General features: G+C 44.9%; 22 protein-coding genes and 1 other annotated feature. Of the genes, 10 read left to right on the plus strand and 12 right to left on the minus strand.

What is annotated here, in order from left to right; translation table 11 throughout:
- Positions 1–21 precede the first annotated feature (21 nt).
- From lspA to ispH, 3 genes are all read left to right on the plus strand, one after another.
- A complete protein-coding gene (gene lspA / locus MTF70_RS14685) occupies positions 22–528 on the plus strand; it encodes a signal peptidase II (RefSeq protein WP_005385948.1) in 507 nt (168 codons plus the stop codon).
- A gap of 144 nt (positions 529–672) precedes the next feature.
- On the plus strand, positions 673–1,104 hold the full coding sequence (gene fkpB, locus MTF70_RS14690; RefSeq protein ID WP_005381922.1) for an FKBP-type peptidyl-prolyl cis-trans isomerase: 432 nt from the start codon (positions 673–675) through the stop codon (positions 1,102–1,104).
- A 23-nt stretch (positions 1,105–1,127) separates the two neighbouring features.
- Positions 1,128–2,093 carry a 4-hydroxy-3-methylbut-2-enyl diphosphate reductase gene (ispH, locus tag MTF70_RS14695; RefSeq protein ID WP_017636164.1) on the plus strand — a complete coding sequence of 322 codons (966 nt, stop codon included), beginning with the start codon at positions 1,128–1,130 and terminating at the stop codon, positions 2,091–2,093.
- A gap of 47 nt (positions 2,094–2,140) precedes the next feature.
- Here the strand turns inward: ispH and MTF70_RS14700 are convergent, their stop codons facing one another.
- From MTF70_RS14700 to MTF70_RS14715, 4 genes are all read right to left on the minus strand, one after another.
- Positions 2,141–2,614 carry a protein-tyrosine-phosphatase gene (locus MTF70_RS14700; protein ID WP_033906110.1) on the minus strand — a complete coding sequence of 158 codons (474 nt, stop codon included), beginning with the start codon at positions 2,612–2,614 and terminating at the stop codon, positions 2,141–2,143.
- 71 nt (positions 2,615–2,685) lie between these two features.
- On the minus strand, positions 2,686–3,414 hold the full coding sequence (btsR, locus tag MTF70_RS14705) for a two-component system response regulator BtsR (protein ID WP_005381917.1): 729 nt from the start codon (positions 3,412–3,414) through the stop codon (positions 2,686–2,688).
- Positions 3,415–3,445: 31 nt separating this feature from the next.
- A complete protein-coding gene (locus MTF70_RS14710; RefSeq protein WP_005381915.1) occupies positions 3,446–5,116 on the minus strand; it encodes a sensor histidine kinase in 1,671 nt (556 codons plus the stop codon).
- A 193-nt stretch (positions 5,117–5,309) separates the two neighbouring features.
- Positions 5,310–6,794: a carbon starvation protein A gene (locus MTF70_RS14715; RefSeq protein ID WP_005381914.1), complete on the minus strand. Its 1,485-nt coding sequence runs from the start codon at positions 6,792–6,794 to the stop codon at positions 5,310–5,312.
- Positions 6,795–7,074: 280 nt separating this feature from the next.
- On the opposite strand from MTF70_RS14715, the gene MTF70_RS14720 reads away from it, so the two are divergent.
- A complete protein-coding gene (locus tag MTF70_RS14720) occupies positions 7,075–7,416 on the plus strand; it encodes a DUF2799 domain-containing protein (RefSeq protein WP_005381912.1) in 342 nt (113 codons plus the stop codon).
- A gap of 114 nt (positions 7,417–7,530) precedes the next feature.
- Entirely contained in the window at positions 7,531–7,803 is a 273-nt protein-coding gene (locus tag MTF70_RS14725; RefSeq protein WP_005381911.1) for a hypothetical protein, read from the plus strand.
- Between the two features lie 51 nt (positions 7,804–7,854).
- Here the strand turns inward: MTF70_RS14725 and murQ are convergent, their stop codons facing one another.
- Both murQ and MTF70_RS14735 read right to left on the minus strand, forming a co-directional pair.
- Positions 7,855–8,784: an N-acetylmuramic acid 6-phosphate etherase gene (gene murQ / locus MTF70_RS14730; RefSeq protein ID WP_136976983.1), complete on the minus strand. Its 930-nt coding sequence runs from the start codon at positions 8,782–8,784 to the stop codon at positions 7,855–7,857.
- A gap of 36 nt (positions 8,785–8,820) precedes the next feature.
- A complete protein-coding gene (locus tag MTF70_RS14735; RefSeq protein WP_205461384.1) occupies positions 8,821–9,933 on the minus strand; it encodes an anhydro-N-acetylmuramic acid kinase in 1,113 nt (370 codons plus the stop codon).
- 99 nt (positions 9,934–10,032) lie between these two features.
- Between MTF70_RS14735 and nagZ the strand changes: the two genes are divergently transcribed.
- From nagZ to tyrA, 3 genes are all read left to right on the plus strand, one after another.
- A complete protein-coding gene (gene nagZ / locus MTF70_RS14740; RefSeq protein WP_005381905.1) occupies positions 10,033–11,016 on the plus strand; it encodes a beta-N-acetylhexosaminidase in 984 nt (327 codons plus the stop codon).
- 207 nt (positions 11,017–11,223) lie between these two features.
- The gene (locus tag MTF70_RS14745) at positions 11,224–12,300 is read left to right on the plus strand and encodes a 3-deoxy-7-phosphoheptulonate synthase (protein ID WP_005381904.1); all 1,077 of its coding nucleotides are present in this window, start codon (positions 11,224–11,226) and stop codon (positions 12,298–12,300) included.
- A gap of 21 nt (positions 12,301–12,321) precedes the next feature.
- Entirely contained in the window at positions 12,322–13,449 is a 1,128-nt protein-coding gene (gene tyrA / locus MTF70_RS14750; RefSeq protein WP_005381901.1) for a bifunctional chorismate mutase/prephenate dehydrogenase, read from the plus strand.
- Positions 13,450–13,526: 77 nt separating this feature from the next.
- Here the strand turns inward: tyrA and MTF70_RS14755 are convergent, their stop codons facing one another.
- The 3 genes from MTF70_RS14755 to ettA form a co-directional block, all read right to left on the minus strand.
- Positions 13,527–14,528 carry a M23 family metallopeptidase gene (locus MTF70_RS14755; RefSeq protein ID WP_005381900.1) on the minus strand — a complete coding sequence of 334 codons (1,002 nt, stop codon included), beginning with the start codon at positions 14,526–14,528 and terminating at the stop codon, positions 13,527–13,529.
- 39 nt (positions 14,529–14,567) lie between these two features.
- Positions 14,568–14,927, minus strand: coding sequence for a PilZ domain-containing protein (locus tag MTF70_RS14760; RefSeq protein ID WP_033906113.1), 360 nt, complete (start codon positions 14,925–14,927; stop codon positions 14,568–14,570).
- 230 nt (positions 14,928–15,157) lie between these two features.
- A complete protein-coding gene (gene ettA, locus MTF70_RS14765; RefSeq protein ID WP_005381894.1) occupies positions 15,158–16,825 on the minus strand; it encodes an energy-dependent translational throttle protein EttA in 1,668 nt (555 codons plus the stop codon).
- Positions 16,826–17,198: 373 nt separating this feature from the next.
- Here ettA and sltY point away from each other — a divergent pair, with 373 nt between their 5' ends.
- Together sltY and trpR are read left to right on the plus strand one after the other, a co-directional pair.
- Positions 17,199–19,136 (plus strand): murein transglycosylase, encoded by a 1,938-nt coding sequence (sltY, locus tag MTF70_RS14770; protein ID WP_025768440.1) that lies wholly within the window; start codon positions 17,199–17,201, stop codon positions 19,134–19,136.
- Between the two features lie 13 nt (positions 19,137–19,149).
- A complete protein-coding gene (trpR, locus tag MTF70_RS14775; RefSeq protein WP_005381892.1) occupies positions 19,150–19,458 on the plus strand; it encodes a trp operon repressor in 309 nt (102 codons plus the stop codon).
- A 111-nt stretch (positions 19,459–19,569) separates the two neighbouring features.
- Here the strand turns inward: trpR and yjjX are convergent, their stop codons facing one another.
- From yjjX to raiA, 3 genes are all read right to left on the minus strand, one after another.
- On the minus strand, positions 19,570–20,103 hold the full coding sequence (gene yjjX / locus MTF70_RS14780) for an inosine/xanthosine triphosphatase (RefSeq protein ID WP_005385931.1): 534 nt from the start codon (positions 20,101–20,103) through the stop codon (positions 19,570–19,572).
- A gap of 24 nt (positions 20,104–20,127) precedes the next feature.
- A complete protein-coding gene (pheA, locus tag MTF70_RS14785) occupies positions 20,128–21,306 on the minus strand; it encodes a prephenate dehydratase (RefSeq protein WP_017636154.1) in 1,179 nt (392 codons plus the stop codon).
- A gap of 12 nt (positions 21,307–21,318) precedes the next feature.
- Positions 21,319–21,440, minus strand: a sequence feature (Phe leader region).
- A 108-nt stretch (positions 21,441–21,548) separates the two neighbouring features.
- Entirely contained in the window at positions 21,549–21,875 is a 327-nt protein-coding gene (gene raiA / locus MTF70_RS14790) for a ribosome-associated translation inhibitor RaiA (RefSeq protein ID WP_005381889.1), read from the minus strand.
- Positions 21,876–21,951: the final 76 nt, after the last annotated feature.

The following is a 21,951-nucleotide window of genomic DNA, read 5'->3' on the forward strand; positions in this document are numbered from 1 at the left end:
GGGCTGTTTGTAGGTAAAGTAATGAGTGAAAAAGCACTGACGTTAAAGCAATCTGGAGTTCGCTGGCTGTGGTTAGCAATTCTGGTATTTATTGCAGATATTGGCATCAAATTGGTGGTGATGGACAACATGGGCTACGGATGGGCAAACCGAATTGAGGTGTTGCCATTCTTCAACCTACTTTATGTTCATAACTACGGTGCTGCATTCAGCTTCTTGAGCGATCAAGCCGGTTGGCAGCGTTGGTTATTTACAGGTATCGCGTTTGTTGTGACGGGTCTTTTGACCTACTGGATGAGCAAGCTTCCAGCAAAAGAAAAATGGAACAACATTGCTTATGCACTGATTATTGGTGGTGCAGTGGGCAACGTGTTTGACCGCGTCGTTCATGGCTTTGTTGTTGATTACCTAGACTTCTTCTGGGGTAACTACCACTGGCCAGCATTCAACCTTGCTGACATGGCGATCTGTATTGGTGCGGCAATGATTATTCTGGATGGCTTCCGTAAAAAAGACGCTGACAAGTAATCTTTTGCGGTATATCGAATAACCCTAAGCGTCGTCCGTTGATTCGAGCGACGCTTTTTATTATGTTGGAGCGCCAATCAGCATATCAATGTATAAAAAGACCAAGCTGACAGCGTAATAACCCAAGAACAAGGAAGCATTAACGTGACAACAATAACCAATGAATCGGTAGTAACCCTTCACTTTACGATTAAAATGAAAGACGGATCGGTTGCAGATAGTACTCATAACATGGGTAAACCAGCGAAATTTGTTATGGGTGATGGCAGCTTGAGTGAAAACTTTGAGCAGTGCTTGATAGGCCTCGAAACAGGCGCACAAAAAGCGATTGAGCTAAAGGCAGAAGACGCGTTTGGTATGCCAAACCCTGATCATATTCACTATATGGATCGCACTAAATTTGTAGGTGATGCAGAAGTGGAAGTTGGTACAATCATGGCCTTCAGTGGCCCTGATGGCATGGAAATCCCGGGCATTATTACAGAGATTGCAGGCGATTCAGTCACTGTGGACTTCAACCATCCTCTAGCGGGACAAGACGTGACTTTCGAAGTTGAAATTTTGTCAGTAGAATAGCGAACCCAATAAAGATAATTTCCATGAGCAATGAAATGAAAATCCTATTAGCTAACCCACGCGGCTTTTGTGCTGGTGTAGACCGTGCGATTAGCATCGTAGAGCGTGCGCTAGAGATGTATCAGCCACCGATTTATGTGCGTCATGAAGTGGTGCATAACCGTTTTGTGGTTGAAGGGCTAAAACAACGTGGTGCTATCTTCGTTGAAGAGCTGCATGAAGTGCCAGACAACAACATTGTGATTTTTTCTGCTCATGGTGTATCGCAGGCGGTTCGTCAGGAAGCCAAGCTGCGTGATTTGACCGTATTTGACGCAACGTGTCCTTTAGTAACTAAGGTGCATATGGAAGTGGCGCGTGCGAGCCGTCGTAATATGGAAGTGGTTCTGATTGGTCACGCAGGTCACCCTGAAGTCGAAGGTACGATGGGGCAATACGCCAGTGAAACCGGTGGTATGTACTTGGTTGAAACTCCAGCCGATGTTGAGAAACTGAAGGCGATTGTGAAAGATCCATCCGATCTTCATTACGTAAGCCAAACGACGCTTTCTGTCGATGAAACTGCCGATGTTATCGAAGAGCTACGCCGCGTGTTCCCAGATATCCAAGGTCCACGTAAAGACGATATCTGTTATGCGACACAAAACCGCCAAGATGCCGTACGTGAATTAGCTGGTGACGTAGATGTGATGGTTGTGGTGGGTTCTAAAAACTCATCAAACTCTACACGTCTTAAAGAGCTAGCTGAAAAGCTAGGGACACCTGGCTACTTAACCGACTGTCCGGAAGATATCAAACCTGAGTGGTTTGAAGGCAAAACAAAGGTCGGCGTGACTGCGGGAGCATCTGCTCCGGAAGAGCTCGTTAATCAGATTCTAGAGCGAATCAAAGAACTCGTTGGTGCCGAAGCGGTTGATGAAGTACTTGGCCGTGAAGAGAATATGTTCTTTGAAGTACCTAAAGAACTGCAAATCAAGCAAGTGGATTAGTCTCCATTTATCGAATATTCAAAAGGCGACCTGTGGGGTCGCCTTTTTTACATCTCTCTTAACTCATTTAGGTAATCACGAATTTGGTCTTTTCCTAAACCATCGATAATCATATCAGACACCTTCGTGATTCTTCGCTCAAGCGATTGAGCAACCTTTTCGCAATGTGCGTACATGTCTTCATCAGAACCATCGGTCGGAAAAGCATCAACTTGCCAGTTTACTCGAACACCACCTGCAAGCCACTGAGGAGCGGTTTCTTGATGTAAAGAATCACAGAGAATAATAACGATGTCGGGAAGAAACTGAGTTCGCTCCTCCCATGAATGCGTGTGGATATGCGGAATGGGGAGTTGGTGGTCATCTAAATATTTTTGCACCACTGGGTGCACCTTGCCTGTGGGATGTGAGCCTCCACTGGTGACACTAAAATCTGCTGGCAGGATATTGGTTGCGATTGACTCCGCGAGGACGCTTCGTCCAGCGTTGTGCTTACATATGAATAAAACTTTATACATCATCGCCTCGTCTTTTCAGAGCGTCCTATTTATACGCTAGCGGAAACTCAGCGATGATGTGTGAAGTTTTTGTGTTAGTGGCTAATGCCGAGCATCTCTTTGAGCACCTTTAAGTAGCGGCGGCTTACTGGTATCTCAAAGCCTGTTTTGGTGATGATTTCCGCTAACCCATTTTCCAGTAACTTGATTTCGCTAATCGCTTTAATACTGACTAAGTATTGACGATGGCAGCGGACTAGAGGGGTTTTCTCTTCCAACGTTTTTAATGTCAGTTGGGTGCTCGCGGTTTGGCTGGTGGAGCGTACATGCACGCCGCTGATATCACTGTAAGCACATTCCACCGTGTCGGTGGCCATGATAACGATGCGGTTGTGTCCGATGCACGGTATCTGATCCAACGTGTCAGGTGTAATAGCAGACAGTTGTTGCGTTAGGGCGGATTGGCTAATGACTTTGTTTAGTCGTTTGACCGTTTTAGTTAACCGGCATGGGTCGACAGGTTTGAGCAAGTAATCAAAGGCATTGTCTTCAAATGCTTGAATCGCATACTGATCATAAGCCGTGACAAAAACCACATAAGGCATGGTTTCTGGATCAAGCATCCCAAGTAGTTCAATCCCCGTGACTTGAGGCATTTGGATATCGAGAAACACTACATCAGGCTTAAGTTCATTGATTTTTTTTAGGCCAAGGATTGCGTTTGAGGCATCGCCCACGACCTCAACTTGGCCTGTTTCATCCAGTAACTCTGCTAGCTCTTCACGAGCAAACTGTTCATCATCAATGACGAGTGCGGTTAACATCCAACATTACCTTTATTGCTTCAGCGTGCTTTTATGATTTTGGGGGAATGATAAAGCTCATTTTAGTAAATTGATGTGGCTCGCACGTAATTTTTAGCGCTGCATCACGTCCAAATTGATTAGTGAGACGTTTGTCGACAATTTCTAAACCTAGCCCTGAGTGGTTTTCTTTTGGCGGTTCAAAACTGCCTGCGTTGTCTTCGACGGTAATCAAGTGACCTTGTGGGTGTGCTTCGCTGTATATATGAACTTTACCACCTTCAAGCATGTTTGAAATGCCATGCTTAATGGCATTCTCAACCAAAGGCTGGAGTGTAAAGCTTGGTAATTTGATGTCCAGCAATTCAGGTTGAATATCGATTTCAACCTCTAAGCGGTCCGTAAAACGCGCTTTTTCGATGCTCAAGTACGAGTTCACATGTGCAAGCTCTTCCTTTAGCGTCACGGTATTAATGTTCTGCTTTAAATTGCTGCGGAAGAAGTGCGATAAATTTTGGATTAGCTCGCGCGCTTTGTCAGGGTCACGACGAGTAATCGCACTAATAGTATTGAGTGCATTAAACAAAAAGTGTGGATTCACCTGAGCGTGAAGCAATTTTATTTCTGCTTGGGCGAGTAAGGCTTGTTGTTGTTGGTAATCGCCATAAAGGATTTGGCTAGATAGAAGCTGGGCTATTCCTTCCGCCATCGACATGTTGGCCGTCGAGAACAATTTACGCTTCGGTTCATACAGCTTTATGGTACCAATGACCTCTTTCCCTGCACGCAGTGGGATGATCAGCGCAGATCCGAGCTTGCAATCTTTTGCAATGGAGCATTGGTATGGACGCTCCGCGCCATCAAGATAAATGATGTCGTTTTTCTCCATGGAGTCTAATGTGCTTTGCGATGAAATCGGCGTGTTTGGTTTATGGTGATCATCGCCAATGCCCACAAACGCCAAGATCTTTTCTTGGTCAGTAATCGCGACAGCGCCCACTTTGGTTTCTTCGTAAATAATACGTGCGATTTTCTCTGCGTTTTCGGTGTTGAAGCCGTTGCTTAGAATTCCCACTGAGCGATCAGCAATGGTGAGCGCTCGACGCGAAAACGTCGCAGAAAACTTTTCAAAGATTGCTTTTCTGTCTTGCAGGATACTCATGAACAACGCCGCACCAAATGAGTTCGCGATGATCATAGGCGCTGCAATAGCGGACACCAGTTCATAGGCTTGATCAAAAGGTTTCGCGACGGCGAGCAGCAAAATCATTTGCACCACTTCTGCAACAAACGTGACGCTGAATACAACGCTTGGATTAAACAGCAATGCGCCTTTATTTCGCTTGATAAGGTAAACGTGGAGCAAGCCACCAATTACGCCCTCGGCGGTGGTTGAAATTGCACAGGCTAGGTCGGTAAAGCCACCAAGAGAGTATCGATGGATGCCACCAGTAAATCCGACGGCGAAACCTACAACAGGTCCACCAAACAGCCCGCCCATAACTGCGCCGATCGCACGAGTATTGGCAATAGCATCGTTGATGTGCAGACCGAAATAGGTGCCGAGAATACAAAAGCCAGAGAAGAGTACGTAACAAATTAGGCGGTGGCTTAAGCGCGAAGAAATACTCAGCAAAGGTAAGATGATTGGCGTTTTACTTAGCATGTAAGCCAAAACTAAGTACACACACATCTGTTGTAAAAGGGAGATGACCAGTTCCATAGTGAACCTAACCTAGAATCAATGTTGTTATTGTATACCTAAGTAACCTCAAGATGCTTGGCTCAGATAGATAAGAACAGCTAAGTAAATGATGCTGCGCTGTGCTTTCTGAGTCTTAAAGTGACTTGGGTATAAAACAAAAAGAGCCTGCAATTGGCAGGCTCCTATCTTAGTCACTCAGATGTGACGAGTATTACGCTGTTTCTGATACGGCTTGTGGTTTCTCTTCGTCAGCCAGTTCAGTTTCACCTTTACCCTTAGAGGTTTTGATAACGTAACCTGTCACAGCTAGGGCAAACACAATACCTACGATAGTTGATAGTTGCATTGGCAGACCAAAACCTAGCGAGCTGTTGTTTAAGATGAACGTGACACATACCGTGGTCATGAAGATAGCTGGGATAGTGGTAATCCAGTGCAGCTTGTTGTGACGCAGTAGGTAAGCGGACGCAGTCCAAAGCATCATTACCGCTGTTGTTTGGTTTGCAAAACCGAAGTAGCGCCAGATAATGCCGAAGTCTACTTGAGTTAAGATACCGCCGATAACGAACAGTGGAAGTGCCATCAGTAGACGGTTACGTAGCGTTTTTTGTTCCATGTTGAAGTATTCAGCAAGGATCAAGCGGCTTGAACGGAACGCTGTATCGCCAGACGTAATTGGTAGGATAACCACCCCCAGGAACGCAAGGATACCACCGAACACACCTAGCAGACCAAATGATGCGCTGTATACCACGTTACCAGGACCACCGTTTTTCACAGCTTCGGATAGAGCGTCTAGAGAGCCGAAGAAAGACAGAGCGATAGCACACCAAATTAGCGCGATAACACCTTCACCAATCATTGCACCGTAGAATACGAAGCGACCGTTTTTCTCATTTTCCATACAACGCGCCATCAGTGGAGACTGAGTTGCGTGGAAGCCAGAGATAGCGCCACATGCGATAGTGATGAACAATGCAGGCCATAACGGCATGTCATTTGGGTTGAGGTTAGAGAACATGTCCGAAACTTGGAAGTCACCCATTACTGTGTGTTCGCTAGAGAAAGCAACGGCTGTCATTAGGCCAACAGACATAAAGATAAGTAGGGCGCCAAACAGTGGGTAGAAACGACCAATGATTTTATCGACAGGAACAATCGTCGCAATGATGTAGTAAGCAAAGATAGCAATAACCATTGTAGTCATGCTTACGCTCAAGCTTGTTTGATCATTGATGAGGTTAGTAATCATGCCAGCAGGGGCTGAAACGAACACTACGCCAACTAGAAGCAATAGGACAATGGCAAAAATATTCATAAAGTGTTTTGCGCCATTACCTAGGTAGCGACCTGTAATGGTAGGTACAGATGCACCGCCGTTACGCACTGAAAGCATGCCTGAGAAGTAATCGTGTACTGCACCAGCAAAAATACAACCGACTACAATCCAAAGCATCGCCGCAGGACCGTATAGTGCCCCCATGATCGGGCCAAAAATTGGACCAACACCTGCGATGTTAAGTAGTTGAACTAGGTAAACTTTCTTTGTTGACATTGGAACGAAGTCAACACCGTCCGATTTGGTGTGAGCTGGCGTTTGGCGTTTTTCATTGATGCCGAAAATCTTCTCGACGAAAGCGCCGTAGATGAAGTATCCGCCGATTAGGGCTGCGACACAGGTTAGAAACCACATCATAGCAATTGTCCTTGGTCTTAGTTGGGTAGGGTAATTTTTTAATCTCAGGATGCATGTTATGCGTCACTTGTGTTAAATGCATTCGGTTAGTAGATGAGTGGTCGAATAGAGCACTGAGTGGTCGATATGCTGCTTGAGCGGTTTTTAAAAATGGCGAAAGGTTGATGACAGTCTTGAGCGGCTGATTTGAGTCATCAGTGGTTAAATCTGCAAGCTCAGCGGCAAGCGCCAATAATTAGTGGTAAGCTTATTTTTGAAAACAATTACTTAAGGAAGAACCATGAAAAAGGTAACGGTAGGTCTGGCACTGGCTTTACTTGCAGGATGCACAGCAACGACAGCAGATCTTGCCAAGTCGGGAGATTGGCATCAGATCGGATATCAAGATGGCATAACCGGACACACATCGCGCACGATGAGCGAGCTTCGTGAGTTGGGTAGTGTTAAGCAAAGTGACTACGACCAAGGTTATTTAGAAGGTTTACGTGAGTACTGTAATCCTGCTTTTGCGTATCAAATGGGGTTATCTGGTCAGTATTACGAAGGGGTTTGTGAAGGTACTGAGCAAGCGCAAAAATTCCGCATGGAATGGCAACGTGGTTGGAATGAATACTCAAATTAATAGTCAATAAAGCCGTTGTTACACTGTCTGCATCACATAAATGTGGCAAAATTCTCCTTATTAAACTATGTTCATATTGCTTGATAGTGAGCACAGAAAAAAAGGAATCACATTATGTCAACGCAAATGGCTGGTGGCTGGAGTCCATTTCATGAACTCACAGCAGAGAATAAAGAAGTATTTGCTAAAGGTATCGAGGGGTTTGTCGGTGTCAAATACTCCCCTTTGGTTGTGGCTACTCAAGTCGTAGCCGGACAAAACTATGCGTTTTTCTGTAATGCAGAAGTTGTCTACCCTGGAGCACAACCATACCCAGCAATGGTTCATATGTTCAGCGACCTTGAAGGTAAAGTCGGTATTACTCACATTGAACGATTGAACTACTAAATTAAGCCATAAAAGGCGCCTGACTTTTAAATAAGTGAGGCGCTTTATTGATTAAGATTGATTAGCTTGCGCGATCACGACTTTTCTTAAATATCCTTGTTTGGCTTTCAGTTGCTCAGTCGCGCTTTCTTTATCCAGCCCGGTTAAAATCATCAAAATAGCTAACTTGGCGTCGTAGTCCGTTTCTTTGAGAGCCGTTTTAGCCTCTTGGTTAGTACAATCTGTTGCTTGCATAACAATACGAGCCGCTCTTGCAACTAGCTTTGCATTCGTCGCTTTCACATCTACCATTAAGTTCTGATAACTTTTGCCCAGGCGAATCATGCTTGCGGTAGTGAGCATGTTCAGTACGAGTTTTTGTGCTGTCCCTGATTTTAAGCGAGTGGATCCCGTTAACGCTTCAGGTCCAACAACGGGGCTAATCGCAATATCAGCAATATCTGCAATCGGAGAGTCAGGGTTACAAGATAGTGCTACAGTGGTGGCACCAAGCTTGTTCGCATACTCCAAGCCACCAATCACGTAAGGTGTTCGTCCACTTGCCGCAATACCAACGACGACATCGCGTTGTGTTAGCATATTCTCTTTAAGATCTTGCTCGCCTAATGTAGGGTCGTCCTCCGCCCCTTCTTTTGCACGGAACATTGCCTCTTTTCCACCGGCAATAATACCAACGACCATCTCTGGATCTGTGCCAAAAGTTGGTGGGCATTCTGAAGCGTCCAAAACGCCAAGTCGACCACTGGTACCCGCACCGATGTAAAACAACCGACCTCCGACCTTAAATGCTTCCGTGATCTTATCAACGGCTTCAGCGATCTCAGGCAACACTTTTTCAACGGCAAGAGGAACGAGTTTGTCCTGTTGGTTGATGCGTTGAACAATATCGAGAGAAGGCAGCAAGTCGATGTCCATGGTGTCTGGGTTTCGCCCTTCAGATACCAGATGGGATAAAGCTGCGATAAGTGCATCGTTCGTCATAATGAATTAAGCCTTTTTGTTTAGGATATATTGCCCTTAATTTTTTGAATAGAGTACACCCAGTGAAGCGAGACGACTTGCCCCCGTAACTTCCGGTAAGTTGCTAGGGAGGCCGTGAATATGGCGCTGCGCAAGCCAAGCAAACGCCATTGCTTCCATGTAATCGCCATCAACACCTTTTTCTGCCGTTGTCGCAACGCTCCATTGTGGCAATAACTTAGCTAGTCGCTGCATCAAAAGCGGGTTTCTTGCTCCACCGCCACAGACTAATAGTTGAGGTGTGATGCCATGAGAAAACTTGTCGACTTCGTTGGCAATGGTAATTGCAGAATACTCGCAAAGTGTACGTTGTACGTCTTCGATTGGTAAATTGTGATGGGCCAGTTGTTGATGCAGCCAGTCAATATTGAACAGTTCTCGCCCGGTACTTTTAGGGGCAGGCATGGCGAGGTAAGCTTCTTTGAGTAATTGAGTCAACAAAGTAGCGTTTACCGTTCCTTTAAGTGCAAATTGTGCATCTTCGTCGAAGCTTTGCCCAGTATGCAGCGCACACCATGCGTCCATCAACATATTGCCCGGGCCTGTGTCATAGCCAATGACTGGTTGTTCTGGATGCAGTACCGAGATATTGGCAATGCCTCCAATGTTAAGCACCACAATTGTGGAATCCTGCATCGCAAAAATGCTTTTATGGAAAGCAGGGACGAGTGGGGCACCTTGTCCACCTAGCGCCATGTCTTTACGACGAAAATCCGCTACCGTATCAATGCCTGTCTTGACTGCGATAATGTTTGCATCGCCCAATTGAGTGGTAAACGGCAAGTTTCCGGTAGGCTGATGGAACACTGTTTGACCGTGATTACCAATCGCACGAATTTGCTCTGCGACGTAGCCAGACTTATTGAGTAGCTGTAACACAGTATCTGCAAATAGGTGGCCGAGCTGGTGGTCAAGTTCACCTATGGTTTTTAAATTTGTTGCTTGACCGGTACAAACAGATAACAGCATGTCTTTTAGCGCTGCGGGCATTGGGTAGTCGTCGTGCGCAATCAGACGAACATGCTCATCGCTTATTTCAACTAGAGCGGTATCAACGCCATCCATACTCGTTCCAGACATCACACCAATGTACAGTTCGTTAAATTTCATAGCCGATCTCGTCAATTCTTCATTCACTTATTGTAAAGCAAATCTGAAGCGAATAACCTCATCGAATACGAGATATTCAGCCGATTTTGAGGAGAAAACATGGGACCGTTATGGGTTGACGTTGCGGGGTATGAACTGACCGCTGAAGACAAAGAAATCTTGGAGCATCCTACGGTTGGTGGCTTAATTCTATTTGCTCGCAACTATCATGATAGCGAACAGCTTCAAGCACTTACTCAATCCATCCGAAAGGCGGCTAAGCGCCCGTTTTTGATCGGTGTGGATCAAGAAGGCGGCCGAGTGCAGCGCTTTCGTGAAGGTTTCTCATTAATTCCTGCTGCTGATGAGTACGCTAAACATCAAAATGGTGAAGAGCTTGCTCGTATGGGCGGTTGGTTAATGGCAGCAGAGCTGATTGCCCATGATATTGATTTAAGCTTTGCCCCGGTACTTGACCAAGGCCATCAATGTAAAGCGATCGGTAACCGCGCATTCGGTGAAGATGCCGACACCATTCTTCGCTATAGCACTGCATATATGCAGGGAATGAAGAGTGTTGGCATGGCAACGACAGGCAAGCACTTCCCTGGACATGGTGGCGTGATTGCAGACTCACATCTAGAAACACCATACGACGAGCGCAGTGATATTTTTGAACAAGATATGGCGATCTTCAAAGCACAAATTGATGCCGGTATTTTAGATGCCATGATGCCTGCTCACGTGATTTTCCCACATTATGATGCTCAACCAGCCAGCGGTTCTGAATACTGGTTAAAACAGGTCCTGCGTCAGCAATTGGGTTTTAAAGGTTTGGTTTTTTCGGATGATTTGACCATGGAAGGCGCTGCGATTATGGGCAGCCCAGCCGAGCGAGGTGCTCAAGCATTGAGAGCTGGTTGCGATATGTTGTTAATGTGTAATAAACGAGAAGCGCACGTTGAGGTATTAGACAACTTACCGGTTTCAACCGTGCCACTCGCGGATGGATTACTGAAAAAACAGTCATTTTCTCCAAGCGAACTTAAGCTATCTCAAGAGTGGAAAGCGGCGAGTGAAGCGATGAAACGCTTGACTAGCTAAACCTCTTGTAAAAGATTCAAAACAGCGATGAGAAGCCAAAGTTAATTATGCTTTGGCTTTTTATTTGACTGTAAATTTTAATTTACACTAAATGTTTTTTATTATGTACGCTTGTTTTTCTTTTTTAGCCTGTTATCTTGTCGTTAAAGCTTAGTTGTCTCACCAAAGGTTTGGTTGGGTGTAAAAATAAATATACAGGTTAGAGTTATGCAGAAAAGTGAGTTGAGCAATATTAATATTATCGAAGAACAGGTTCTTATTACTCCGGAGGAACTAAAAACCAAGCTTCCTTTGAGTGAAAAAGCACGTCGCTTTATTCAAGAGTCTCGTCAAACTATCGCTAATATTATTCACAAGAAGGATCACCGCCTGCTTGTTGTATGCGGTCCATGTTCTATCCACGACGTGGAAGCGGCGAAGGATTACGCAAAGCGACTTAAAGCACTCTCTGAACAACTAAGTGACCAACTGTATATTGTTATGCGTGTTTACTTTGAGAAGCCGCGCACCACGGTCGGCTGGAAAGGCCTGATCAATGACCCACACCTAGACGGCAGTTTCGATATTGAACACGGTCTGCATGTTGGACGCGAACTTCTGGTGGAGTTGGCAGAAATGGAAATCCCGCTCGCGACTGAGGCTCTAGACCCAATTAGCCCACAATACCTGGCGGATACTTTTAGCTGGGCTGCAATCGGCGCACGTACGACGGAGTCACAAACTCACCGTGAAATGGCAAGCGGCCTGTCTATGCCAATCGGTTTTAAGAATGGCACCGATGGCAGTTTGGCAACCGCAATTAACGCGATGCAAGCTGCGTCCTCTAGCCACCGTTTTATGGGAATTAACCGTGAGGGACAAGTCGCACTGTTGACCACCCAGGGCAATGCTAATGGACATGTGATCTTACGTGGCGGCAAGCAAACTAACTACGATTCGGTATCCGTCACTGAGTGTGAGCAGGAGATGGCGAAATCTGGTCTTGATGCTTCATTAATGGTGGATTGCAGTCACGCCAACTCACGTAAAGATTACCGTCGCCAGCCATTAGTCGCGGAGGATGTGATTCATCAAATCCGTGAAGGCAATAAATCTATTATCGGTCTTATGATTGAAAGCCATATCAATGAAGGAAATCAATCTTCTGACTTAGCTCTTGAAGAGATGAAATACGGTGTATCTATCACTGACGCATGTATCAATTGGGATTCAACTGAGGCACTATTACGTCATGCACATGAAGAGCTAGTGCCTTTCTTAGAAAATCGTCTAAAGGCTAATTAATACAGGATTTAAGGAACATCAATGGCAGTTGAACTTAACGCATTACGCGATCAGATTGATGCAGTCGACAAGCAAATGTTGGAGCTATTGGCTCAGCGTTTAGCGCTCGTAGAGAAAGTTGGGGAAGTAAAAAGCGAACATGGTTTGCCAATTTATGCTCCAGACCGCGAAGCGGCGATGTTAGCTTCTCGTCGCGCTGAAGCTGAAAAAATGGGAATTCCTCCACAGCTTATTGAAGATATTCTGCGTCGAACAATGCGTGAGTCTTATGCCAGCGAGAAAGATTCCGGTTTTAAGTGTTTGAACCCTGATTTACGCTCAGTTGTTATTATTGGTGGTAATGGTCAATTGGGTGGCCTGTTTGGGCGTATGTTCAAATTGTCGGGCTACCAGGTCAAAGTTCTCGGTAGTAAAGACTGGGATCATGCGGATGAGATTCTAGACAACGCGGGTTTAGTCGTGGTCACGGTGCCGATTCATCTAACGGAAGGGGTGATCGAAAAACTGGGGAACTTGCCGCAAGACTGTATTCTGTGTGACCTGACTTCTATCAAATCGAAGCCTCTGCAAGCAATGTTGAATGTGCATCAAGGTCCTGTGGTTGGTTTGCACCCAATGTTTGGCCCAGATGTTCCGAGCCTTGCCAAGCAGGTTATTGTGTACTGTGATGGCCGTGGTCACGAGCATTACCAATGGCTATTGCAACAGTTTGGGATTTGGGGCGCAAGCTTGTGCCAAATCGATGCACAAGAGCACGATCATGGCATGACGTTGATTCAGGCGCTGCGCCACTTCACGTCGTTTGCTTACGGTATGCACCTTAGCAAAGAGAATCCGAACATCGATCAGTTGTTGAAGTTAAGCTCGCCAATCTACCGCCTTGAATTGGCGATGGTGGGACGACTGTTTGGTCAGGATCCGAACTTGTACGGTGATATCATTTTCTCTTCTCAAGAGAATATCGATATGATCAAGCGATTCCATCAGCGTTTAGGTGATGCAGTAGCGATTCTGGATAGCAGAGACAAAGCGCGATTCATCGAAAGCTTTAAGCAGGTGAGTGATTGGTTTGGTACTTATTCTCAACAATTTATGAATGAGAGCCAAAACTTACTCAAACAGGCGAATGATAATATTCATCGCGGCTAATCACGGGTCATTTAGCCGTGCAGAGTCCGAAACAAAAAGAGCAGCGTAAGCTGCTCTTTTTCGTGTTGATGGACAAATCAGTTCGTCGCAGTATTACTCGTATCTTCACTTGATACTGTGTTGATACTGGTATCGCGATAGGGTGAATTGGTTAAATTGACTTGTAGGCGTACAACGTTATCAATCAATTGAACCAAAGGTCCCCATTTCACTTTTTTCTCTTTTTCAAAGACGTCATTGAAGTTTTCTGGCGTCCACTCCATTAAGTATTGAGGGTTGAGTGCTCGTCCGAGGAAGCGTACTTCATAGTGCAAGTGTGGCCCTGTGGAGTTGCCAGAGTTACCGCATTGAGCAATGATGTCGCCTTTACTAACAAACTGACCGCTTTTCACTTTGAAGCGTTGTAGATGAGCAAAGGAGCTCATAAAGCCAAATGAGTGACGAATGGTGACATAGTTACCATAACCACGATTGCTCGGGCGAACGGTTTCCACCACACCGTCAGCCGGTGCCAGGATCTCTTCTCCTCTTTTACAAGTCAGATCGATACCAGTATGAACATGCCTCTTACCTGAAATCGGATTAATACGACTGCCGTAAGAAGAAGAAATACGTTGGTATGTGACTGGGCTGTCATTTGGTATCAAACGGAACATCGTCGCGCGAACAGCAGAATCGATAGCGGCTGCGTCAATTCGCTCCTCTAACCCCATGCTGTTCTCATCGATCATCAACTCTTCGTCTGCGAGACCTAAAACCGATTCAACGTCGAATACCCGTTTGCCCAATAGCTGAATTTGATTGTTTTTGTCCGTCAAAGACTGGGAAAGCGAATGATTGGTATCAAGCTGTTCTTCGTAAAGAGCCGTCACTTCGGCCTTTTCACTTTCCAGTTTGGCGATGATTTGCGTTAGTTCGTCTTTATTGTGCATCTGCTGCTGATTAAGGTACCACGCGCCACCAACGACGGCGGGTAATGCCAATACTGAAGCAAATACTGCTAGGACCGAACTGCGGCCCAAATAGAACTGCTGATCGCCGTCTTTCGTCGGGATCTGCATGATGATTTTTTTAGACATAGTTATTGTTACTTAAATAGGCGTTCATTTATTTTTCTCCTAAAAACCAGAGAGGTGCTCTAACTCTCGATTCAGAAGGTCGTTATTGCCTACATTCAATTCTATAAATCGTTTTAGTTGGCTAATGCTTTCGATGTCTATCTTAGCGATCTTCAACCTAATCTCACACTTAGAGAGATCCACAACTTGCGCTTTTAACGTAATCACTTGTTCGGATTGATCAAATGAAAAAGTCACATGGACTGGAAGGGTTGGATCCAAAGCCTCAGTCTCTTCCACTTTCATGAGTAAACCATGCAAGGAAAGATCTTGAATCCTAGCTTCAATTGCCAAGTCACGTTGTTCTATCTTAGCTGGAGCTTGATGGAGAATACGTGAAAAGCGTCGTCTCTCTGTCATATGAATATTCTCGTCAGGTCGTCAAACAGAATTGAATAGTATATCAATACGAACAAAAAATGTTCGATTGTTGTTTGAAAAGTGTCGAGGTCGCTACAGAGTGACGTAAGTGCTATGTCATGTTCTTAACGAACGAGACGGGCTAATGAGCTCTTTTTATAACAAAGAAAACAAAGGCCGCTATGATAGCGGCCTTTGTACAAATTACAATCAAACTTTGTGGGTTGCGATTACTTCGCAATACGCTTGTATTTGATACGGTGTGGTTCTGCGGCTTCAGGACCCAATGTTTTCTTCAACCAATCCATGTACTCTGTGTAGTTACCTTCGTAGAAGTTAACTTGGCCTTCGTCACGGTAGTCAATGATGTGGGTAGCGATACGGTCAAGGAACCAACGGTCGTGCGAGATAACCATTGCACAACCAGGGAACTCTAGTAACGCTTCTTCTAGAGCACGCAGTGTTTCAACGTCAAGGTCGTTGGTTGGTTCGTCGAGTAGCAACACGTTACCGCCCGCTTTAAGCAGCTTCGCAAGGTGGACACGGTTACGCTCACCACCCGATAGTTCACCAATAATCTTTTGTTGGTCACTGCCTTTAAAGTTAAAGCGTGAACAGTATGCGCGAGCTGGGATTTCGAAGTTGTTGATCTTAATGATATCAGCACCTTCAGAGATCTCTTGGAATACGGTTTTAGAATCGTCCATGCTGTCACGGAACTGATCGACAGATGCTAGTTTTACTGTATCGCCCATCTCAATTGTGCCCGAGTCTGGTTGTTCAGTACCACTTAACATCTTGAATAGCGTCGATTTACCTGCGCCGTTCGCACCGATGATACCAACAATCGCACCTTTAGGGATGCTGAATGACAGGTCATCAATCAGAACACGACCGTCAAATGACTTGGTCAGGTTCTTCACTTCAATAACCTTATCACCTAGACGCTCACCAGGTGGGATAAACAGTTCGTTGGTTTCATTACGTTTTTGGTGATCAGAGCTTTGTAGCTCTTCAAAGCGAGCCATACGTGCTTTTGACTTCGCTTGACGACCTTTAGGGTTTTTACGTACCCACTCAAGCTCTTTCTCGATAGTCTTTTGGCGAGCACTCTCTTGGGAGGCTTCTTGTTGTAGACGAGCGTCTTTTTGCTCCAGCCATGAGGTGTAGTTGCCTTCCCATGGGATACCTTCACCACGGTCCAGTTCTAAGATCCAGCCCGCAGCGTTATCTAGGAAGTAACGGTCGTGGGTGATGGCTACTACGGTACCTGTGTAATCCACTAAGAAGCGCTCTAGCCAAGCAACTGATTCTGCATCTAGGTGGTTGGTAGGTTCATCAAGCAATAGCATGTCTGGCTTAGAAAGTAGCAAGCGACAAATAGCCACACGGCGGCGTTCACCACCTGATAGGTGCGCAATTTTTTGGTCCCATTCAGGTAAACGAAGTGCGTTTGCCGCACGCTCAAGCGCATTTTCTAGGTTGTGGCCATCTTTCGCTTGGATAAGGGCTTCTAGCTCGCCTTGCTCTTTTGCAAGTGCGTCGAAGTCTGCATCTGGTTCAGCGTATGCTGCGTAGACTGCGTCCAAACGTTTCAGAGCGTCAGCAACGTCAGCAACCGCTTCTTCAACAACTTCACGAACGGTTTTTGATTCGTCTAATACTGGTTCCTGAGGTAGGTAACCTACGTTTAGACCAGGTTGTGGACGCGCTTCACCGTCGATATCCGTGTCGATACCTGCCATGATACGTAGCAGTGTGGATTTACCTGCACCGTTCAGACCTAAAACACCGATTTTCGCACCAGGGAAGAAGCTCAGAGAGATGTCTTTAAGAATTTGACGCTTAGGTGGCACAATTTTGCTCACCCGCGACATGGTATATACGTATTCAGCCATTGCCGATCGTTCCTAAATTAACTGTCATTCAAACCCATCATTTTATACCAAGTGCTTTGTTTTTGTTACCGCATTGCAAGAATTTCCCTAACGAATGGATTTCTTATTTTGAGCTGACCGGAAACTTACACGGTTAGGGTATACACTTTTGTTATTCGTTAAGAATGACGAAGTGTGTTCTATGCGAGTTAGAAACGCTTTGTCTCCATCGTCTTAAAAGTTTGACGAGTACAATTTTTAATACACAAAGTTGCTTTACATGGACATCTGCATTCTGTGTAAATAGATGCATGTGTGAAAATTGCCTTAACATCACATGAACTCTAACAAAACTAGGCTTTAGGGCAGTATATGTCTGGGGAAAATGACACAAATGAGATTCAACGTATCTGAATTGGCTAAAAAGGTATGCTGCGCCGCCGCGTTGTGTGCTATGAGTTTGAGTGCTAATGCCGCGCTGAGTTTGGAAAAGCAGCGCGAAGTATATGAGCAAGCTCAAGATTTATTAGATAAAAATGACATCGACAGATACCTTTCGATTCGTCCTAAAATTTCTGACTATCCACTAACGCCTTATGTGGATTACCGCACTTTTATTAGACAGTTACCGGAAAAGTCACCACAACAGGTGAACGAGTTTATTTCTGAGCACGAGTCTTTTCCATTTTCTCGTCGAGTTCGCGCTCCATACCTCAATCATCTTTATAAGCAAAAAGATTGGAAAACCATTACTGAGTTTCAAAAAGTCATTCCTAGTGGTGAGCGTTACCAATGTATTTTCTACGTCGCTCAATTAAAGCAAGGCAAGAAAGTCGCGGCGTTTAAAGGGGCTGAACATATGTGGTTACGTGGCATCAGCATTGCTGATGAGTGTGACCCATTATTTGCAGCATGGGACAAGGCGGGTGAGCGTACCGATGAACTGATTCTACAGCGTATGTTACTGGCGTTTGATGCTCGTAATGGCGGTTTGATGAGTTACTTGCTCAAACTGCCTAAATCAGCGCAGGCAAAGCAACAAGCCAAAGAAATGAAAGCGTTGTTTGATAATCCTTCAAGTGTTGCGGAATTCGCGAAGAAAAAACCTGCGAATGATTTTAATCGAGCGCAAAGTGAATATGCGTTAGAAAAGTTGGCTCGTATGAACACTAGCCAAGCACAAGGTGCGTACGATGCCGTCATTAAAGGACAGAAGTTTTCTCCAGAAAAAGCGCAAGAACTTGCCGACTATATTGCATTTCGATTGACTCGTACGGAGTCTGAGTCATTAGCTAAATGGCGCGATGATAAAACGAAAACCAGTCAGTACTTACCGTTGATTGAAACGCGCATCCGCTTAGCGATTCAAAATGCAGATTGGAAAGGCGTACAAGAGTGGATTGCTGTTCTAAATAAAGAAGAACAAGCCACGCTACGCTGGCAATATTGGCTTGGAAGAAGTGAAATAGCGTTAGGTGATGACATCGCGGGGAAACAGCGTTTAGCAACTCTGCTTGGGCAACGAAACTTCTACAGTGTGGCTGCCGCCAATGCAATCGGACAATCAATCAAATACCCAACGCATACGGTTAAGTTGGATAAGAAAGTTGTTCAACCCTATCAAGACTCGTTAGCTCGTATCGAAGAGTTGATCGCGACGGATAAAATCGCAGCAGCGAAGAGTGAATGGGCACACTTACTGCGCCGCGTAGGAAAAGATGAAAAGGCGATGTTGGCGGCTTATGCATCATTTAAACGTTGGCATCACCTAACGGTGACCGCGAGTATTCAAGCGCAGATGTGGGATAATATCGAACTTAGGTTCCCAATAGCACACCGCTGGTGGTTTAACTTTTATGCGAAAAAGCACAACATTGATCCCGTCACGATGATGTCTCTCGCTCGACAGGAAAGTGCGTTAGATGTTGAAGCCCGCTCTCCAGTTGGCGCTCGTGGTCTTATGCAGATCATGCCTGCGACGGCGAAGTACACGGCACGTAAATATAAGTTGAGTTATCAAGGTACGCAGGATCTCTACAATGTAGGAAAAAATATCGAAATTGGTAGCCATTATTTGCAAGGTTTATTAGAGGATTACGATAATAATCGTATTTTTGCTCTTGCTGCTTATAATGCAGGTCCTAACAGAGTAAAAACGTGGCGAGAGCGTACCCAAGGAAAAGTGGATGCTTATGCCTTTATTGAGGCAATTCCATTTAAAGAGACGCGCGGTTATGTACAAAACATCTTGATGTTTGAAACATACTATCGTGATCTTTTGGGTATCGATGGCGCGTTCTTGAATCAACATGAGATCAATACCAAGTATTGAGTGAGGTAACTTGATGTCGCACGAACCCGAGTATAAAGACTGGCAACAGATTATTGAGCTAATTCGAACAAGTATGGGCACCCAGCAAGATGACATGCTGTTAACTATGCTGATGTCACGTGATGAGAGAGAGTCATTAATATCACGCGTTAATATAATTAACGAACTTCTTAAAGGAGAATTATCTCAACGTCAGATCAGTCAGATGCTTGGTGTGGGCATTGCCACCATTACTCGTGGCTCTAACGAACTAAAGTCGAAATCTGATGAAGAAAAAGACAAGTTGAAAGTCTTGTTAGAACAAGTTGCGGTATCTAAGTAGACAGTATATCCAATTTGCTTTTAGGCCTTGGTGTTACAAGTGACTAAGATAACGTATTACAAAGGGCGGAAATATCCGCCCTTTTTGCGTATCTAGAGACTAGGCTGAGTGTTATAAATTTGAAGGAAAATGCTCAGGGTTTGTGAATGGAATTAAAGCCAGAATCAAGGCTTGGTGATAGACCGAGCTTCGAGTTAGCTGGTTTTGGGTTAGCAGGCTAATAGCGCCACCTTTCTGTTTGATATTATCAGTACCAAACACTTCGTCCATTACATCTCCCAACTCATTCGCATCCTTGAGTTTTTCCAAGACTTTTGGCGGCAACATTAAGCTTGCAGAACGAGATTCACCGCGGTGAGTCTCTGACTCAACCACCATCCAAGCAAACGTCACGTTTGCTTCAATTCCCGCTTCGAGACCGACATAGTAATCCGCGTTTGGCATCTCTACTTTTGCGTTTTTAACGCGGTTTAGCGCACCACGATGAGTTTCTTCATTCGTCATGGGCTGATCTGCGACCTCACTCGGTACACTGATGCCAACGAAGTTGAACTCTTGATACGGAAATGCATTACGAAATGCACTTTGAACTGCATTAATTTTGGCTGGGTTTAGCGATGCGATTACGACTTTTTGGGTTGCCATGATCTTTTTACTCACTGGTGTCTATTAACTCAATTTTACTTGCGTAGGCTTTACGTTCTCACTCGGGTAACAGCCTAATACTTTCAAGTGTTTAGTGATTTTTGTTAGCTCTTCAAGTGCCTGTTGCATTTCTGTCGAAGCAAGATGTGATGTCAAGTCTACGTAGAACATCTCTTCCCACGGGTTCCCCATAATTGGGCGTGATTCTAGCTTGGTCATATTGATGCCGTAACGTTGCAGCACTAATAGTGTTTCAACCAATGAACCTGCCTCTTGGGAGGTCGACATGATCAATGTGGTTTTTGCTGGAATCTGAGTAGAAACTTCAACCGGTTTACGAGCAACCACGATAAAGCGAGTATGGTTTTCGGTTTGGTTTGCGATGTTGCCTTGAATTGCTTGCAAGCCATATAGCTTACCGCTTGATGCATTACCAATTGCAGCCACATCATCACGATCCATCTCTTGGACTTTCTGCATTGCATCTGCTGTGCTCGCGCAGGACTCCAGCTTTACCCCTTTCATACGGCTTAAAAACTCACTGCACTGTTGGTGTGGCTGAGGGTGAGAATACAGCGTTTTAATATCTTCCAGACGAATGTCTTTTTTCGCAACCAAGCAGTGTTCGATTGGTTGAGTCAGCTCTCCAACGATGTAAAGCGTCGTGTGTTGTAGTAAGTCATACACTTCATTAATAGAGCCTGAGCTGGTGTTTTCGATTGGCAGAACGCCATAATCAGCATGGCCAGATTCAACCGTTTGAGTCACTTCTTTAAAGTGCTCGCAGTTGAGCTCGATAAGCTCTGTATTTTTACGACTGAAGTATTCGCGACTTGCCAAGTGCGAATAAGAGCCTTTGGCTCCTAAAAAAGCGACGCGAGCAAGTGGCTTACGGCTTTGCTGTGGGTTAACGAGATTTTGCAGATAACTTTGTTGAAGCAGAACTGAGTCTTCAATGATGGTATGGAAAAGTTTGGTGATGTACTGCGCGTCAAGTTCGTATTTATCTTGGCCATTAGAAATCAGCTTGACCAATAATTGCTGTTCACGGACGGCGTCGCGAACAGGCTTTGAGGTTTGTACTTTGCTTTTGGCTACTTCAATGCTGAGTTTACGGCGCTCAGACAATAAGCTGAGAAGTTGGTCATCCAACTCATTCAAGCGTAAACGAATTTCTTCGAGGGAAATAGGTTGGTCAGTCATCAATTCTTTCCTTATAAAAAAGCCTCCCGATTTGGGAGGCTTTCTGTTTGTTTTTGACTTTTCTTTCACAAACGAGTTCGCCCCTCCAACTATGGGAGGAAAAAGAAGTCAAAAATAAACAGTGAGGTTAAATGCATAAATAGTGCTTAATTTATGAGTGTTTAAACACAATAAGCAAGGCTGGGGAGAGCGTCAAGCAAAAAAATAGCGCCTTTCGGCGCTATTTCCTCAATCTGTTCAGTTTACTCTTCTTCTTCCACTAGCTCAGGCTTACTTGCACGTCGAGCTTCAGGTTTGTGGGTCAGCTTGTTCAATTGTCGTTCTAGTTTTTGCTCCACTTCGTTGATAGCTGCGTAAAGATCTTCGTGAGTTGCTGAGGCAATGAGCTGGCCTTTAGGAACTTTGATAACCGCTTCGAATTTCTTCTGTTTGTTTGGTTCCTCACTGAAAGTTGCTTGGCAACCAATTAGGTCTACTTGCCATTTCTCCAGTTTTTTAAATTTGCTCTCAATATGAGCTCGGATTGCAGAGGTGATTTCGATGTTTTTGCCAGTGATATTCATTGTCATAAGTGTTTTTCCTCTGTTGCATCCCTCATGGGTTGAGTTCAGATTACCGCTTTACGCATAAAAAAATGTGATTCAG

The sequence above is a fragment of the Vibrio sp. 2CM40D genome, from assembly GCF_023161825.1.
GTDB lineage: Bacteria > Pseudomonadota > Gammaproteobacteria > Enterobacterales > Vibrionaceae > Vibrio > Vibrio alginolyticus.

Bases quoted from the DNA above. Each gene is read 5' to 3' on its own strand.
- yjjX (WP_005385931.1), bottom strand. From the start codon at position 20,103: ATGGCAACCCAAAAAGTCGTAATCGCATCGCTAAACCCAGCCAAAATT.
- sltY (WP_025768440.1), top strand. From the start codon at position 17,199: ATGAGATTCAACGTATCTGAATTGGCTAAAAAGGTATGCTGCGCCGCC.
- nagZ (WP_005381905.1), top strand. From the start codon at position 10,033: ATGGGACCGTTATGGGTTGACGTTGCGGGGTATGAACTGACCGCTGAA.
- btsR (WP_005381917.1), bottom strand. From the start codon at position 3,414: ATGTTAACCGCACTCGTCATTGATGATGAACAGTTTGCTCGTGAAGAG.
- raiA (WP_005381889.1), bottom strand. From the start codon at position 21,875: ATGACAATGAATATCACTGGCAAAAACATCGAAATCACCTCTGCAATC.
- MTF70_RS14745 (WP_005381904.1), top strand. From the start codon at position 11,224: ATGCAGAAAAGTGAGTTGAGCAATATTAATATTATCGAAGAACAGGTT.
- MTF70_RS14720 (WP_005381912.1), top strand. From the start codon at position 7,075: ATGAAAAAGGTAACGGTAGGTCTGGCACTGGCTTTACTTGCAGGATGC.
- MTF70_RS14735 (WP_205461384.1), bottom strand. From the start codon at position 9,933: ATGAAATTTAACGAACTGTACATTGGTGTGATGTCTGGAACGAGTATG.
- MTF70_RS14760 (WP_033906113.1), bottom strand. From the start codon at position 14,927: ATGACAGAGAGACGACGCTTTTCACGTATTCTCCATCAAGCTCCAGCT.
- lspA (WP_005385948.1), top strand. From the start codon at position 22: ATGAGTGAAAAAGCACTGACGTTAAAGCAATCTGGAGTTCGCTGGCTG.
- MTF70_RS14755 (WP_005381900.1), bottom strand. From the start codon at position 14,528: ATGTCTAAAAAAATCATCATGCAGATCCCGACGAAAGACGGCGATCAG.
- MTF70_RS14715 (WP_005381914.1), bottom strand. From the start codon at position 6,794: ATGATGTGGTTTCTAACCTGTGTCGCAGCCCTAATCGGCGGATACTTC.
- ettA (WP_005381894.1), bottom strand. From the start codon at position 16,825: ATGGCTGAATACGTATATACCATGTCGCGGGTGAGCAAAATTGTGCCA.
- MTF70_RS14700 (WP_033906110.1), bottom strand. From the start codon at position 2,614: ATGATGTATAAAGTTTTATTCATATGTAAGCACAACGCTGGACGAAGC.
- trpR (WP_005381892.1), top strand. From the start codon at position 19,150: ATGTCGCACGAACCCGAGTATAAAGACTGGCAACAGATTATTGAGCTA.
- ispH (WP_017636164.1), top strand. From the start codon at position 1,128: ATGAGCAATGAAATGAAAATCCTATTAGCTAACCCACGCGGCTTTTGT.
- tyrA (WP_005381901.1), top strand. From the start codon at position 12,322: ATGGCAGTTGAACTTAACGCATTACGCGATCAGATTGATGCAGTCGAC.
- MTF70_RS14725 (WP_005381911.1), top strand. From the start codon at position 7,531: ATGTCAACGCAAATGGCTGGTGGCTGGAGTCCATTTCATGAACTCACA.
- MTF70_RS14710 (WP_005381915.1), bottom strand. From the start codon at position 5,116: ATGGAACTGGTCATCTCCCTTTTACAACAGATGTGTGTGTACTTAGTT.
- pheA (WP_017636154.1), bottom strand. From the start codon at position 21,306: ATGACTGACCAACCTATTTCCCTCGAAGAAATTCGTTTACGCTTGAAT.
- murQ (WP_136976983.1), bottom strand. From the start codon at position 8,784: ATGACGAACGATGCACTTATCGCAGCTTTATCCCATCTGGTATCTGAA.